This window comes from Streptomyces sp. AgN23 (genome assembly GCF_001598115.1).
GTDB classification, from domain to species: domain Bacteria; phylum Actinomycetota; class Actinomycetes; order Streptomycetales; family Streptomycetaceae; genus Streptomyces; species Streptomyces antimycoticus.
Genome location: NZ_CP007153.1, coordinates 1,518,907 through 1,534,215 on the forward strand (window position 1 = coordinate 1,518,907; position 15,309 = coordinate 1,534,215).

14 protein-coding genes are annotated in these 15,309 nt (G+C 71.7%); 10 read left to right on the forward strand and 4 right to left on the reverse strand.

Annotation, left to right across the window (positions count from 1 at the left end):
- The first annotated feature begins 157 nt into the window (after positions 1–157).
- Both AS97_RS06630 and AS97_RS06635 read left to right on the forward strand, forming a co-directional pair.
- Positions 158–871 carry an HAD family hydrolase gene (locus AS97_RS06630; RefSeq protein WP_210564504.1) on the forward strand — a complete coding sequence of 238 codons (714 nt, stop codon included), beginning with the start codon at positions 158–160 and terminating at the stop codon, positions 869–871.
- Positions 872–1,042: 171 nt separating this feature from the next.
- Positions 1,043–1,681, forward strand: a complete 639-nt coding sequence (locus tag AS97_RS06635) for a TetR/AcrR family transcriptional regulator (RefSeq protein ID WP_210564505.1) — start codon at positions 1,043–1,045, stop codon at positions 1,679–1,681.
- Between the two features lie 7 nt (positions 1,682–1,688).
- On the opposite strand, the gene AS97_RS06640 is transcribed toward AS97_RS06635, so the two are convergent.
- A complete protein-coding gene (locus AS97_RS06640; RefSeq protein ID WP_086706155.1) occupies positions 1,689–3,170 on the reverse strand; it encodes a hypothetical protein in 1,482 nt (493 codons plus the stop codon).
- 192 nt (positions 3,171–3,362) lie between these two features.
- On the opposite strand from AS97_RS06640, the gene AS97_RS06645 reads away from it, so the two are divergent.
- The 3 genes from AS97_RS06645 (at position 3,363) to AS97_RS06655 (ending at position 7,212) form a co-directional block, all read left to right on the forward strand.
- The gene (locus tag AS97_RS06645) at positions 3,363–4,040 is read left to right on the forward strand and encodes a DUF305 domain-containing protein (protein WP_125757825.1); all 678 of its coding nucleotides are present in this window, start codon (positions 3,363–3,365) and stop codon (positions 4,038–4,040) included.
- 232 nt (positions 4,041–4,272) lie between these two features.
- Positions 4,273–5,616, forward strand: coding sequence for an FAD-dependent oxidoreductase (locus AS97_RS06650; RefSeq protein ID WP_059149418.1), 1,344 nt, complete (start codon positions 4,273–4,275; stop codon positions 5,614–5,616).
- A gap of 189 nt (positions 5,617–5,805) precedes the next feature.
- Positions 5,806–7,212, forward strand: a complete 1,407-nt coding sequence (locus tag AS97_RS06655; protein ID WP_210564506.1) for a nucleobase:cation symporter-2 family protein — start codon at positions 5,806–5,808, stop codon at positions 7,210–7,212.
- Here the strand turns inward: AS97_RS06655 and AS97_RS06660 are convergent.
- Together AS97_RS06660 and AS97_RS06665 are read right to left on the reverse strand one after the other, a co-directional pair.
- Positions 7,126–7,455, reverse strand: a complete 330-nt coding sequence (locus AS97_RS06660) for a helix-turn-helix domain-containing protein (protein ID WP_185929830.1) — start codon at positions 7,453–7,455, stop codon at positions 7,126–7,128. The genes AS97_RS06655 and AS97_RS06660 overlap by 87 nt on opposite strands.
- A gap of 147 nt (positions 7,456–7,602) precedes the next feature.
- Complete coding sequence (locus tag AS97_RS06665) at positions 7,603–8,682, reverse strand: NADH:flavin oxidoreductase/NADH oxidase (protein WP_059149369.1); 1,080 nt, start codon at positions 8,680–8,682, stop codon at positions 7,603–7,605.
- 278 nt (positions 8,683–8,960) lie between these two features.
- Between AS97_RS06665 and AS97_RS06670 the strand changes: the two genes are divergently transcribed.
- From AS97_RS06670 to AS97_RS06690, 5 genes are all read left to right on the forward strand, one after another.
- Entirely contained in the window at positions 8,961–10,049 is a 1,089-nt protein-coding gene (locus AS97_RS06670) for an exo-alpha-sialidase (RefSeq protein WP_125757821.1), read from the forward strand.
- Between the two features lie 93 nt (positions 10,050–10,142).
- Positions 10,143–10,820 carry a uracil-DNA glycosylase gene (locus tag AS97_RS06675; RefSeq protein WP_059149368.1) on the forward strand — a complete coding sequence of 226 codons (678 nt, stop codon included), beginning with the start codon at positions 10,143–10,145 and terminating at the stop codon, positions 10,818–10,820.
- A 39-nt stretch (positions 10,821–10,859) separates the two neighbouring features.
- Positions 10,860–11,681 carry a phospholipid scramblase-related protein gene (locus tag AS97_RS06680; RefSeq protein ID WP_086711207.1) on the forward strand — a complete coding sequence of 274 codons (822 nt, stop codon included), beginning with the start codon at positions 10,860–10,862 and terminating at the stop codon, positions 11,679–11,681.
- A gap of 4 nt (positions 11,682–11,685) precedes the next feature.
- On the forward strand, positions 11,686–12,840 hold the full coding sequence (locus tag AS97_RS06685; RefSeq protein WP_247204252.1) for a BadF/BadG/BcrA/BcrD ATPase family protein: 1,155 nt from the start codon (positions 11,686–11,688) through the stop codon (positions 12,838–12,840).
- Positions 12,841–13,146: 306 nt separating this feature from the next.
- On the forward strand, positions 13,147–14,145 hold the full coding sequence (locus tag AS97_RS06690; protein ID WP_079059947.1) for a hypothetical protein: 999 nt from the start codon (positions 13,147–13,149) through the stop codon (positions 14,143–14,145).
- A 116-nt stretch (positions 14,146–14,261) separates the two neighbouring features.
- Here the strand turns inward: AS97_RS06690 and AS97_RS06695 are convergent, their stop codons facing one another.
- A complete protein-coding gene (locus AS97_RS06695; protein ID WP_059149365.1) occupies positions 14,262–15,296 on the reverse strand; it encodes a lactonase family protein in 1,035 nt (344 codons plus the stop codon).
- Positions 15,297–15,309: the final 13 nt, after the last annotated feature.

A 15,309-nucleotide genomic window follows, 5' to 3' on the forward strand; every position in this document is an offset into this window, starting at 1 on the left:
GCACCGGCCATGTACCGCGCCGGTCCCCGTGCCGGTGCGAACGGGTCGCCCCACGCCGAAACGGGTGCGCCGTGGACCGACCCCGGGGCCGGACCCGCGGCATACGATGCCGGAAGTCCTGGCTCCTGGCCGCATCAGAGACGAGGGAGCGTGAACTGTGACCGTCAAGGGCGCGTTGTTCGACTTCTCCGGGACGCTGTTCCGGATCGAGTCCACCGAGTCCTGGCTCCGTACCGTGCTGGAGCGGAGCGGGACCCCGGTCCCGGACGAGGAGGTCGTACGGTACGCGCGGGGCCTGGAGGAGGCAGGTGCGCTGCCCGGCGGCGCCCCGCCGCTCACGGTGCCGCCGCACCTGGAGGAGGTGTGGGCCGTCCGGGACCGCAGCGCCGAGCTGCACCGGGCCGCCTTCACCGGTATGGCCCGCGAGGTGCCGCTGCCCCGTCCCGAGTTGTACGACGCCCTCTATGACCGCCATATGGAGCCCGCGGCCTGGCGGCCCTACCCGGACGCCCCCGAGGTGCTGGGCGAGTTGCGCCGGCGCGGGGTGCGGATGGCGGTGGTCAGCAACATCGGCTGGGATCTGCGGCCGGTCTTCCGCGCACACGGTCTGGACCCGCTGGTGGACGCCTATGTGCTGTCGTACGAGCACGGGGTCCAGAAGCCGGACCCGCGGCTGTTCCGGGCCGCGTGCGACGCGCTGGGAGTGGACCCGCGCGACGCGGTGATGGTGGGCGACGACCGCCGGGCGGACGCGGGAGCGGCGGCCCTGGGCTGCCGGGTCCAGCTGGTGGACCATCTCCCGGTGGACCAGCGTCCGGACGACCTGCGCGCGGTTCTCGGCCTGCTGCCGGACGCCACCACGACCCTCTAGGCCCCTCAGGACGAAGCCCGAAAGGGATCCCGCGGGGCGAACCGACCGGTTCGGGCGATCCCCCGTGTCGCCCGAACCGGCGGAGACATGCGGCCGCCCTCAAGGATCGGCGGACAACCAAACGTCGCCTGAGTATATTGGCTGACAGCCAGCCAACGCAGGAGTTACAGCATGGTCCCCCGAAGCCCGTCGGTCAATGAGGAGTTGCGCCGCCGATCCCAGACCCGTCTGCTGGAGGCGACGGTCGAGCTGGTCGACGAGCACGGCTACGAGGCGACCACCCTCGCCGATATCGCCGACCGGGCCGGGGCGGCCCGCGGCCTGGTCTCGTACTACTTCCCGGGCAAGCGGCAGCTGCTGCAGACGGCCGTCCACCGGCTGATGCACATGGAGCTGGCCCGGGGGCTCGAGCGGGAGCCGCGTCCGGAGGGCGAGGAGACCGGGCGGGAGCTGATGGCGCGGGCGATCGACGCGATCCTGGGGCTGGCCCGGGACCGGCCGCGGCTGATGCGGACGCATATGGCGGGGATCCTCACGGCCGAGGGCTTCATCCAGTGCCCCGAGCAGCAGCGGCTGGCCGGTCTGCTGCGGGACACCGTCACCCGGTACGGCTCCGAGGACCCCGAGACCGACTACCGGCTGCTGCGCGCCCTGCTGATGGGCGCGGTGGTCGCGGTGCTGCTGCCGGGGGCGCCGATGCCGCCCGAGCGGCTGCGGGCGGAGCTGTTCCACCGCTACGGACTCGACTGGCAGCTCGGCCTCCCGCCGGGCGATGAGCCGCCCGACGGGAGCCACGCTGGGGTGAACTGACGAGCGCTCAGCGGTAGTCGGGCTGCGTCTGCGCGTTGAGCTCACGCAGCCGGACCGACGCGGCGCTGTCGGTGCGCCGGTCGTGGATCTTCAGGACGTCGAAGCCCTTGTCGATGTCGTTGGAGTAGATGTAGCCGTTGTAGTAGTACGCGGACCAGGAGCCGCCGGTGATGAGCGTGTCGCTGGAGAGCGGCCCGCGCTCGAAGTAGCCGATCTCCCTGGGCTTGTCGGAGTTGGTGAAGTCCCAGACGGAGACGCCGCCCTGGTACCACGCCTGGACCATGATGTCGCGGCCCTTGGCCGGGATCAGCGAGCCGTTGTGGGCGACGCAGTTCTCGGTGTCCGCCTGGTGGCGCGGGATCTTGTAGTAGCTCCGGAAGACCAGCTTGCGCTTGTCGCCCTTGCCGACGATGTCGTAGATGCCGTCGGCGCCGCGGTTCTGACCCACCTCGGTGTTGCAGGTCGCGGCCACGCCGCCGCCCAGCTCATCGGTGAACACGACCTTGGTGCCGCGCTCGTTGAAGGTCGCCGAGTGCCAGAAGGCGAAGTTGACGTTGTCCTCGACCCGGTCGATGACCCTCGGCTTCGCGGGGTCGGCGATGTTGAGCAGGACGCCGTCGCCCATGCACGCGCCCGCCGCCAGCTTCAGCTTGGGGAACGTGGTGAGGTCATGGCAGCCGGTGGTCTGCGAGACGCCGGGGTTGGTGGGCCCGCCGGGGTTGCCGCCGTCCGGGAAGAGCACGGGGAAGTCGATGACCGCGGCCTTCTCGGGCGCCTTACGGGGCACCTTGATGACGGAGATGCCGTCATGCGGGGGCTGGCAGTCCGGGAAGGTGGCGCTGGGCGCGTACGAGGAGACGTAGATGTACACGTCGTTGCGCTCGGGCACCAGGGTGTGGGTGTGCGAACCGCAGGAGGTCTCGACGGCGGCGACGTACTGGGGGTTCCGCTTGTCGCTGATGTCGAAGACCTTCATCCCCTCCCAGGAGGACTTCTCGGTCGCGGGCTGGGTGGTGCTGGTGCAGGAGTTGTCGCTGCGCGAGGAGTCGGTGGAGAGGAAGAGCAGGTCTCCTGAGACCGACACATCGTTCTGCGAGCCCGGGCAGAGCACCTGGCTCACGATCTTCGGGCTCTTCGGCCTGCTGATGTCATAGATGACAAAGCCGTCGTAGTTGCCCGCGAAGGCGTACTTGCCCTGGAAGGCCAGGTCGGTGTCGATGCCCTTGAGGTCCTGCTTGGGGATGTTGGTGAGGTGGCTGACATTGTCGCTGTGGACCACCTGGTCCACCCCGGGGATGTCGCCGTTCTCGATGGCGGCCCTGGCTTCGGACTGCTGCCCCTTCGTCACCCGCTCCTTGTGCGGGGCGTCACCGGGGTCGGGCGTCGCGGCCGCCGGGCCCGCGGCCAGCAAGGTGGCCACCAGACCGAAGGCGGCCGCGGCCGCGCCGAGATATCTGCGCCGCTGCGGAGGTCTTTCCCACGGCTTCACTGCGTCCTCCCTTTGTCGCCGTCCCCGTTCGGAGTTGAACAGTTGACGGACCGGGGGAAGTATCGCTCTATCCATGTACACCACAACAGGTAGCAACATGTTCGTAAAGAGAATTTCCCAACACGCCCGCCACAGTCGCACCGCTGACGTGCTAAGACGGTCTGCGGATCCCAAGCGCCCCAGGAGGCCACGGTGTTGAACCGCCGTACGACGCTCCACACCGCATCCCTCGCGGCCGCCGTGGCGGCTGCCCTGGCACTCGTCCTGACCGGCTGTGACGCGGAGAGCGACGGCGGGGCCGACGCCGGAAAGGGCGAGGACGGGAAGCCCGCGGTGATCGCGCCGGGCAAGCCCGGCGAGGCGGCGAAGAAGCTGTCGGCCGAGGAGGCGGCGAAGGCGGGGGACGACGACTCCCCCAACACGGCCGACCGCTCCTACGTCCGCATGATGATCGAGCACCACGCACAGGCCCTGGTGATGACCGATCTCGCGAGTGACCGGGCCGAGTCGGCGAAGGTCGAGCGGCTCGCGGAGCGCATCGCGGCCGGGCAGAAGCCGGAGATCGAGGCGATGCGCGCCTGGCAGAAGACCAACGGCGGCGCGCCGAAGGGCGACGCCAGCGCCCATGAGGGCCATGACGCGAGGATGCCGGGGATGGCCACCGCGGCCGAGCTCAAGCGGCTGCGCGACGCCGAGGGCGCCGACTTCGACGCGCTCTTCCTCAAGCTGATGATCGCCCATCACCGGGGCGCGGTCTCCATGGCCACCGATGTGCTGGCCCAGGGGAACAACATCCGGGTGGAGGAGATGGCGGGCGATGTCATCGCGCAGCAGAGCAGCGAGATCCGGCGGATGCTGCAGATGTCGTAGGCAGAGAGCCGTAGGTGGATCTCACACTCGTCGGCGGCTCTCGTAGAAGGACGTACGCGGCCGTGCGGGGCCGTTGGGTCCGGGTCTCGCCGAGCCGGGCTCGCGGCGCGGTCGCGGGCCCGTGGACCGGTGGCCGGGAGGCGTCATCGGGGCCGGTCCCCCGGCGCGTAGTGCCGGACACGGCGCCCCGCCGGGTGGGATGCTGGAGGCATCCTGCGAAAGGGGCTCCTTCGTGCTTCGTGTCGCGGTCGTCGGATCCGGGCCGAGCGGGGTGTACGCCGCCCAAGCGCTCGTCCAGCAGCAGGCTGTCCCCGAGGTGTCGGTGCATGTGCTGGACCGGCTGCCCTGTCCGTATGGGCTGGTGCGCTACGGTGTCGCGCCCGACCACGAGAAGATCAAGTCGCTGCAGCACACGCTGCGCGCGGTCCTGGAGCATCCCCGGGTCAGCTTTCTCGGCCATGTGCGTGTGGGCCCGCCCCCGCTGGTGCCCGAGCGGCTGCTGGAGCTCTACCACGCGGTGGTCTACTGCGTGGGGGCGGCGACCGACCGGCGGCTCGGCGTTCCCGGCGAGGATCTGCCGGGCAGCTTCTCGGCGACCGACTTCGTCTCCTGGTACAGCGCCCATCCCGACGCGACCGGCGACGCCTTCGCGCTCGGGGCGGACTCCGCCGTGGTCGTCGGGGTGGGCAATGTCGCGGTGGACGTGGCGCGCATCCTGGCCCGCGGGGCGGAGGAGCTGCGGCCCACCGACGTGCCGCACGCCGCCCTCGGGGCACTGTCGCAGAGCCGGGTCTCGGACATCCATATGGTCGGCAGGCGCGGGCCGTCGCAGGCGAAGTTCACCACCAAGGAGCTGCGTGAGCTGGGCTCGCTGACCGGCGCCGAGGTGCTGGTGCGCCCCGAGGAGCTGGCGCTGGACCCGGGGTACGAGGATCCCTCGGGGCTGCCGGGGGTCAACCGGCGCAATGTCGAGGTGCTGCGCGACTGGGCGCGGCGCGCGCCCGTGGGCCGGCCGCGCCGGATCCATCTGCGGTTCTTCCTGCGGCCGGTGGCGCTGCTGGGCGAGGGCGCGGTGCGCGCGGTGCGCTTCGAGCGGACCGCGCCGGACGGGCGCGGCGGGGTCGCGGGCACCGGGGTCTTCGAGGACATCGAGGCGCCGCTGGTGCTGCGGTCGGTGGGTTACCGGGGTGTGCCGCTGCCGGGGCTGCCGTTCGACGAGGAGCGCGGCACGGTTCCCAACGCGGCGGGGCGGGTGCTGCGCGGCGGCGAGCCCTCGCCCGGGGAGTACGTGGCGGGGTGGATCAAGCGCGGGCCGACCGGGGTGATCGGCACCAACCGGCCGTGCGCGAAGGAGACCGTGGCCTCGCTGCTGACCGACGCGGAGGCGCTCGCCGCCCGGCCTGTGGTGGCGGATCCGCTGCGGGCGCTGCGCGAGGCGGGGGTGGAGCCGGTGGAGTGGACCGGCTGGCTGCGGATCGAGGCGGCCGAGGAGGCGCTCGGGGAGGCGCTGGGGCGTACGAAGGTGAAGATTCCGGACTGGACGGGGCTGCTGGGCGCGGCGCGCGAGCAGGAATGAACCGGGCGGGGCGCCGGTCGGGCTTCGTCGGCGGTCCCCGGGTCCGCGCTGTCAGAGGGGTTGACACAGGACGGCAACACCCCTGAAATCAACAGATTGTTTAAGCCTTCTACGGTCGCGTCACCTTGATCCGTCGCTCATTCCGTCGCTGATTCCGTCGCCCATCCCGTCGCCGCGCGAGGAGCCGCCATGACGTCCGTACGCCATCCCGTGCCCCTACGTCACCCCGTGGACGAGGTGCCACCGCCCGGCCGGCTCGCCGCCTTCGGACTGCAGCATGTGCTGGCCATGTACGCGGGCGCGGTGGCCGTGCCGCTGATCGTCGGTGGCGCGATGAAGCTGTCGCCCGCCGATCTGGCGTATCTCATCAACGCTGATCTGCTGCTGTGCGGTATCGCCACGGTCCTGCAGTGCGTGGGGCTGTGGCGATTCGGCGTCCGGCTGCCGATCATGCAGGGCTGCACCTTCGCGGCGGTCACCCCGATGGTGCTGATCGGCACGGAGGGCGGCGGGCTGCGCGCGATCTACGGTTCGGTGATCGTGGCCGGGGTGGCGATGATCCTGCTGGCGCCGGTCTTCGGGCGGCTGCTGCGGTTCTTCCCGCCGCTGGTGACCGGCACGGTGATACTGATCATCGGCCTTTCGCTGCTGCCGGTCGCGGGCAACTGGGCCGCGGGCGGCCAGGGCGCGGCGGACTTCGGTGCGCCGAAGAACCTGGGCCTGGCCGGCGGAGTACTGGTCGTGGTCCTGGCCGTGCAGCGCTTCGCGCCCGGCTTCCTGAGCCGGGTCGCGGTGCTGGTGGGGATCGTGGCCGGAACGGCGGCCGCGATACCGCTGGGCTTCACCGACTTCTCCGGGGTGGGCGATTCCGACTGGGTCGGTGTCTCCACCCCGTTCCATTTCGGCTCCCCCACGTTCGAGACGCCCGCCGTGGTGTCCATGCTGGTCGTCGCGCTGGTGACGATGACCGAGACCACGGGCGACTTCATCGCGGTGGGCGAGATGACCGGGCGCCCGGTCGACAGGCGGCGGCTGGCGGACGGACTGCGCGCGGACGGCGCCGCGACCGTGCTCGGCGGGGTCTTCAACACCTTCCCGTACACCGCCTTCGCGCAGAACGTCGGCCTGGTGGGGATGACCCGGGTACGCAGCCGCTGGGTGGTGGCGGCCGCGGGCGGCATGCTGGTGCTGCTCGGGCTGGCCCCGAAGCTGGGCGCGGTGGTGGCGGCGATCCCGGCCCCGGTGCTGGGCGGGGCGGGTCTGGTGATGTTCGGTACGGTCGCGGCGAGCGGGCTGCGCACGCTGGCCGCGGTGGACTTCCGGGACAACCACAACCTCACCGTGGTCGCGGTGTCGGTCGCCGTGGGGTTGCTGCCGGTCGGCGTGCCGGGGATCTACAAGGAGTTCCCGAACTGGTTCCAGACGGTGATGGACAGCGGGATCAGCGCCGGGTGCGTCACCGCGATCGCGCTCAATCTGCTCTTCAACCACCTGCCGGGCGGGCGGGCTTCAGCCCCGGTCGCCGCCGAGGCGCCCCTCCTGGAGAGCCGCGGCGGCGAGGACGCTGTCGAGCAGACCGGGGAACAGCGCGTCTAGGTCCTCCCGGCGCAGCGCGTTCATCTTGGCGGTGCCCCGGTAGATCTGATGGATCACTCCGGATTCGCGCAGCACCCGGAAGTGGTGGGTGGTGGTGGACTTGCTGACCGGCAGGTCGATGACCGAGCAGGTCAGCTCGGCGGACTCCTCGGCGAGCGTCCGCACCACCCGCATCCGCATGGGGTCGGAGAGCGCGTGCAGCACATCCTCGAGGCGGATCGCCTCGCGCCGTGGATGCTCCATCGAGCGCCCCGTCGCCTGTGGCTGGGGCCCGGTCGACGTCGTCTGCGTCTGCACGGCCGCTCCTCATCGCCTCGTTCCGTGACCTCCCAGTGTAGTTTGACGATCGCCGTACTACTTCGGGCCAGGAGGGAACACTGGCGATCCGTTCTACCGGACCGCGCGGTGGTACTGGTCCGGATTGCGTACCTGGCCGCCCAGTTCGCCCGCCGCGCGGCGGGCGAAGTAGGGGTCCCGGAGCAGTTCGCGGCCCAGCAGGACGGCGTCCGCCTCACCGTTGGTGACGATCTTCTCGGCCTGCTCCGCCTCGGTGATCAGCCCGACCGCGGCGACCGGCAGCCCGGTCTCCCGGCGCACCCGCTCGGCGAACCGCACCTGGTAGCCCGGCCCCGTCGGAATGCGCACACCGGCCGCGTTGCCACCGCTGGAGACGTCGAGAAGGTCCACGCCATGATCCTTCAGCAGAGCGGCGAGCCGGACGGTGTCCTCCGGGGTCCAGCCGTTCTCCTCCAGCCAGTCGGTGGCCGAGATGCGGAAGAACAGCGGCAGGTCCTCCGGCCAGACCTCGCGGACCGCGTCGACGACCTCCAGGGCGAAGCGGACACGGTTCTCGAAGGAGCCGCCGTAGCCGTCGGTGCGGTGGTTGCTGTGCGGGGAGAGGAACTCGGCGATGAGGTAGCCATGGGCGCCATGGATCTCGGCCACCTCGAAGCCGGCCGCGAGCGCGCGCCGTGCGGCGTCCGCGAACTGGCGGGTGATCTCGCCGATCCGCTCCACGGACAGCTCCTCCGGCACCGGATGGCCCTCGTCGAACGGAATCGGGCTCGGCGCCAGAGTCCGCCAGCTCCCCTGGTCGGCGGTGAGCGGCGCACCGCCCCTCCAGGGGGCGTCGGTGGACGCCTTACGGCCGGCATGGGCGAGCTGGATGCCCGGGACGGCGCCCTGCCCCTTGAGGAAGCCGACGATCTTACGGAACGCCTCGACCTGCGTGTCGTTCCAGATGCCGAGGTCTCCGGGGGTGATGCGGCCCTCGGCGGAGACGGCCGTCGCCTCGACCAGGATCAGTCCGGTGCCACCGGTGGCGCGGGCGCCGTAGTGGACGAAGTGCCAGTCGTGCGGGACCCCGGCGCCCTCGGGCCCATCCGCGCTGTACTGGCACATGGGTGACATCCAGAGGCGGTTGGGGATGGTCAGCGACCGCAGGGTGAAGGGCTCGAAGAGGGCACTCATGAACGTCTCCGTTTCTCCTCGCGGGGCCCGGCCGGACCGCGCGGTAGTACGGTAACCATCGTAGTACGACGATCGTCAAATTACGAAGCCTCTCGTACGAGCGCTCCTGATCCCTGCCCGCATGCGCACCCATGACCTGCGGCGACGCAGAACCCTCAGATATATGCGGACGCGCTCCCTCCGGTTGTCAGTGGTCGGGTGCAGACTCTGTGATGCCGGACAGATCGCTGCTTGTTCCGCCGTCCTTCCCGCATCCGCACTCCAAGGAATGAGCCGCCATGAACGATGTCCTGCTCGCCGTCGGCACCCGCAAGGGTCTCTTCCTCGGCCGCCGCGGCGGCCGAGGGGGCTGGGACTTCACCGGCCCCCACTTCCCCATGCAGGCGGTCTACTCCGTCGGCATCGACACCCGGGGCGACCGCCCCCGGCTGCTGGCCGGTGCCGACAGTTCGCACTGGGGCCCCTCGGTCTTCCGCTCCGACGACCTCGGGGGCAGCTGGCACGAGCCCGCCAAGCCCGCGGTGAAGTTCCCCGAGGGCACCGGCACCTCGCTGGAGCGGGTGTGGCAGCTTCAGCCCGCCGGGCCCGACGAACCGGAGGTGGTCTACGCGGGCACCCAGCCGGGCGCGCTGTTCCGCTCCGAGGACGGCGGGGAGACCTTCGCGTTCGTCCGCGGCCTGTGGGACCACCCGCAGCGGCCGGAGTGGGGCGAGGGGTTCGGCGGGCAGGCCGTGCACACGGTCGTCCCCGATCCGAGGGACCCGCGGGCGCTCATGGTCGCCGTGTCCTCCGGTGGGGTGTACCGCTCCGCGGACGGCGGGGAGAGCTGGGCGCCGTCCAACAGCGGGCTCAAGGCGGATTTCCTGCCGGATCAGTACCCGGAGTTCGGGCAGTGCGTCCACAAGGTCGCCCGGGACCCGGTCGACCTCGACCGGCTCTATCTGCAGAACCACGGCGGGGTGTACCGCAGCGACGACGGCGGGGCGCACTGGGCCGAGATCGGCAAGGACCTCCCGGCGGACTTCGGCTTCGCGGTCGCCGTCCATCCGCGCCGCAGCGGCGTCGCGTACGTCTTCCCGGTCAACGACGGCTCGGACCGCTACCCCCCGGGCTTCCGCTGCCGGGTGTTCCGCACCGAGGACGCGGGCGCCACCTGGGAGGAGCGCTCCGCCGGGATGCCGGACGAGCTCCACTACGGCGTGGTGCTGCGGGACGCGCTGCGCACCGATGACGCCGACCCGGTCGGGGTCTACCTCGGCAATCGCAACGGCGAGGTGTACGCGAGCGCCGACGAGGGCGAGAGCTGGCGGCAGATCGCCCGCCATCTTCCCGATGTGCTGTGTGTCCGGGCCGCCGTGATCGGCTGAAGTGTTCGCGAGCGTGATCGGCCGGGAAGGGTCGGCCGAGAGTGATCGCGAGGCGGCACGCGGCCACTCGCTGAGCCACTAGAGTGACGCGGTGTGGCATCACGACCCTTGAATGAAATTGTGGAAGCGGGCTGGGCCAAGGCACTTGAGCCCGTCGAGGAACGCATCGCGGCGATGGGCGACTTCCTGCGGGCCGAGATCGCGGCAGGCCGTACCTATCTGCCCGCCGGGCCGAATGTGCTGCGCGCCTTCCAGCAGCCCTTCGACGAGGTGAAGGTGCTGATCGTGGGTCAGGATCCGTATCCGACGCCGGGACACGCGGTGGGGCTCAGCTTCTCGGTGGCACCCGAGGTCCGGCCGCTTCCCGGCAGCCTGGAGAACATCTACCGCGAGCTGCACACCGACCTCGGTCTGCCGCGCCCGTCCAACGGCGATCTGACGCCCTGGACCCAGCAGGGCGTCCTGCTGCTCAACAAGGCGCTCACCACGGCCCCGCGCCGGCCCGCCGCGCACCGCGGCAAGGGCTGGGAGGACGTCACCGAGCAGGCCATCCGGGCGCTGGCCGGGCGCGGCCGCCCCCTGGTGTCCATCCTGTGGGGCCGCGACGCCCGCAACGTCCGGCCGCTGCTCGGCAGCCTTCCGGCGGTCGAGTCCGCGCACCCCTCCCCCATGTCCGCCGATCGGGGGTTCTTCGGCTCACGTCCGTTCAGCCGCGCCAACGACCTGCTCGTACAGCAGGGGGCCCAACCCGTGGACTGGCGCCTTCCCTGACCCCATCGTTCCAGGTGGGCGACGGGTAGTCTGCCCGCCATGACATCACATCCGAACACCCCTGCGGGCTGGTACGCGGACCCCCAGGGCACGCCGAACCAGCTGCGCTGGTGGGACGGTGCCCAGTGGACCGCGCATACGCACCAGGGCCAGCCCGGTCAGGCACCTCCGACGCAGGCAGCCCCGCCCAACCCCAACCCCGCCAAGGTCCAGCACCAGGTGCAGCAGCAGGCGCATGTGGGGCCGGCGATGGGCGGCGGCGGCACGCTGTTCACCGAACCGGTGCTGGTGGTGAACCAGAAGGCCAAGCTGATCGAGCTCACCAATGAGTACGGCGTCTTCGACCAGCAGGGGCGCACTCTCGGTTCGGTGGTCCAGGTCGGCCAGAGCACGCTGAAGAAGGTCGCACGGTTCGTCTCGAGTCTCGACCAGTTCATGACGCACAAGCTGGAGATCCGCGACGCCAACGGGCAGCCGCATCTGGTGCTCACCCGGCCCGCGAAGTTCATCAAGTCCAAGGTGGTGGTGACCCGCCCGGACGGACAGCCGGTCGGCGAGATCGTCCAGCAGAACGTCATCGGCAAGATCAACTTCGGCATACTCGTCAACGGCCAGCAGGTCGGCGCCATCAAGGCGGAGAACTGGCGGGCCTGGAACTTCGCCATCGTCGACCACACGGACAGCGAGGTCGCCCGGATCACCAAGACCTGGGAGGGCCTGGCGAAGACGATGTTCACGACGGCGGACAACTATGTGCTGCAGATCCACCGCCAGTTGGCCGATCCGCTGCTGAGCCTGGTGATCGCCACGGCCCTCACCGTGGACACCGCGCTCAAGCAGGACTCGCGCGGATTCGGCTGAGCCGGTGGGCGACACGGTGCCCGGCGATGCGGTGACGCATGTGCTCGGGATCGATTCGGGCGGTTCCGGCGTACGGGTGGCGGTGGCACGCGCAGTCGCTCCCGGCGGCTCCGCGGGGCAGCCACCGACCTGGTCCTCGGCGCCGACTTGGTCCTCGCCACTGACCTGGTCCTCGTCCACGCCCGCCGCCGTCGGCGACCGGGGCATCGACGCGGAGAGCCTGCTGGCGCGGGTCCTGCCCGCCGCCCAGGAGCTGCTGAGCGAGGCCGGGGCCCGGCGTCTCGGCGCGGTCTGTGTCGGCGCGGCGGGCATGGCCACACTCGGCGACGATCTGCGCGCCAGGCTTCCGGACGCGCTGGCGGACGCCTTCGGCGTACGGCGTCTCGCCCTGGCGGCCGACGCGGTGACCGCCTACGCAGGGGCGTTGGGACAGCGTCCCGGCGCGGTGGTCGCGGCGGGGACGGGCCTGATCGCGCTGGGCGCGGTGCCCGAGGGCTTCGTCGGTGGGCTGGGCGGTACGGGCGGCGATTCCGGCGTGCCCGGCGCGCACGGCGCATCCGGTACGGACGCCTCGGCCACGGGCGCCTCGGGCGGCGACACCCGCTGGGCCGCCGGCGGCTGGCGGCGCGCCGACGGCTGGGGCCATCTGCTGGGCGACTGCGGCGGCGGTGCGTGGATCGGCCGGGCGGGCCTGGAGGCGGCCATGCGCGCGTACGACGGGCGCGAGGGCGGCTCGAAGCCGCTGCTGGCCCGCCTGGAGGCCATGTTCGGCCCCGCCACAGGGCTCCCGGGGCAGCTGTACCCGCGCCCCGACCGCCCCGCCGTCCTGGCCTCGTTCGCTCCCGAGGTAGGCCGGTGCGCCGACGAGGATCCGGTCGCGGAGGCGATTCTGCGGGCAGCCGCCCGCCATATCGCCGAGGCCGCGGAGGCGGTCTGCCCTCGGCTGGAGTCGAGCGAAGTGGCGCTCACCGGCGGGCTGTTCCGTATGGGCGCGCCGCTGCTGACGCCCGTGCGCGAGGAACTGTCGGCGCGGCTGCCCGGGGCAGGGATCACGGAGGCGGCCGGGGATCCGCTGGACGGGGCGCTGTGCGTCGCGGCGGCGCTGGCGTCGGACGGACTGCGGCTGCCCCGGGACCCGGCGCTGCTCAGCATCGTCTGAGCGACTCCCCGTACGGGCACGCCGCAGGGCCTCCGACGCGGACCTCAACCCATGGCTCCGTCGCGAAGCCCCAACCCGTAGCCCCGCCCCCTGGCCCCCGACCCGGGCGTCCCCTATGGGCGCTCAGCATGGGCGCCCAGTATGGGATTCCATGACCGGCAATTCCGGACACATGGTCGATTCTTCGATCAAGTATGGCCGCTGAGCGCACATCACCGCACAACACCAGTCGACAAAGCAGGACAGATACCCCCAGTCACACCCTCCCGAACAGCCGAGCCCATGGAGCGACTAACATGCGGCGCCATGAGCTCCCCCACAGGGCCCGCGTCCGGCCTGCCTGTACGAATGCCGCGTCCCCGCCAGTCCGGACGGCACCGCCGACCGGAGGCCGCCGCCGCGCCTCTCGGCGCACCTCCGCTGGTGCTGGCCGTCCCGGGTGCCCCGAGTGACGGGGCCCGGCGCCTTGCCGAGGACCTGGTGAGCATCGCCCGCTCCGAGATGCCCGGGCTCGACGCTCAGATCGGTTTCCTGGACGGGGACGGCCAGGAGTACCCGCAGCTCGAGGCCGTGCTCACCCGTGCTGCCCAGGAGAACCCCGAGCGTCTGCGACAGGCGGCCGAGGCCGCCAAGGCCCTCGCCGACGAGGCGGCGGAGGCGATCGCCGCGGCCGAGGCCGCGGGCGAGGTCGTCGACGAGGTCCCGTCCATCCCCACGGTCCCCACGGACGGTCCGGCGGCCGTCGTGGTCCCGCTGCTCGCGGGCCCGGACAGCGCACAGTTGCGCCGGATACGCCAGGCCGTGATGAGCAGCGGCTCGGCGGCCGAACTCACCGACGTCCTCGGCCCCCATCCGCTGCTCGCCGAGGCCCTGCACGTACGTCTGTCGGAGGCGGGCCTGGCCCGCGCCGACCGCGCCCGTCTCTTCACGGTCGCGACCGCCGCGGACGGCATCATCCTCGCCACGGTCGGCGGCGAGGAGGCGGCTCAGGCCGGTGGCATCACCGGCATGCTGCTCTCCGCGCGCCTCGCGGTGCCGGTGATGGCCGCCGCGCTGGACGAGGACGGGGCGGTCTTCCGCGTCTCCGAGCAGCTGCGCTCGGCCGGCTCCGCTCGACTCGCCCTCGCGCCGTACCTCATCGGTCCGGAGGTCTCGGCCGAGCTGATCTCGGCGGCCGCCGAGGAGGCGGGCTGCGCGGCGGCCGAGGCGCTGGGCGACTACCCGGCCGTGGGCAAGCTGGTGCTGGCGAAGTACGCGGCGGCGCTGGGCATCACGCTGCAGCAGGCATCGCCGGCGATGCGCTGACACCACGCACGGCGAAGCACGGCACGAGAAAGCGGGGGCGGCGACCGTCAAGGTCACCGCCCCGCTCGTATCCGAGAGGCCCCGTAGCCACCGGGCCCGCATCCGCCCGGCGAACGTCAGCCGAAGACCACGCAGGACGCCGCCGGTGCCGGGACCGAACCACCACGACGCGGCACCCCCGTCGAGGGGTCGATGTCGAACCAGGTGACATCGCCAGAGCGCTCATTGGACACATAGAGCCGGCGGCCCGACGGGTCGAGCGTCAGATCGCGGGGCCAGTGGCCGCCACAGGGCGTGGTGGTGACCAGCTCCATGCGGTCGCCGGGCGCGTCCAGGGCGAGCGTCGCGATGCTGTCGTGACCGCGGTTGGCGGCCCACAGGAAGCGGCCGTCCCCGGAGGCCACGACCTCGGCGGGGTAGGTCTCGACGTCCGTACCGTCGGGGACCAGACGGGTCTCGCCCAGCGGTTCGAGAACGCCGGACGACGCGTCCCAGCGGCAGGCCGTGATCGTCGGATCGAGCTCGTTGATGACATACCCGCGGTCGCCACGCGGATGGAACACCAGATGGCGCGGGCCGCTCCCGGGGCGCAGCCGGACCTCGTGGTGCGGACGCGGCCCGGGCAGTGCGTACACCTGGACCGCGTCGATCCCCAGGTCGACGGCGAGCAGCCAGCCACCCGACGGATCGGGCGCCACCGCATGGGCATGCGGCCCCTCCTGCCGCTCCGGATGCGGTCCGCTGCCCTCATGCCGCAGCACGCCCGCCGCCTCCCCGAGCCGGCCGTCCGCCAGCACCGGCAGCGCGGTGACGCTGCCGGAACCGTAGTTGGCCGTCAGCAGCTGCCCGCCGGCGAGCGCGAGATGGGTGGGCGCCGCGCCCCGCACCGGCACGGGCTCACCGAGCAGCGCGGGTGGATCCTGCGTGACATCCAGCGCGGCGGCCGCCCCCTCCTCGGTCTCGCTCACCGCGTACAGCACGCGCCCGCCGGGGGCGAGCACCAGACAGGACGGGTTGACGACCACGTCCGTGGAGTTCCGGATCCGCAGCGCGCCCGTCTCGTCGTCGACATCCGCGACGGTGATCCCTGCACCACCCGCCCCGGTGAAGGACCCGATATACGCCCGCAACCCACTCCCACTCGCGCCCACCGCACTCCCCTTC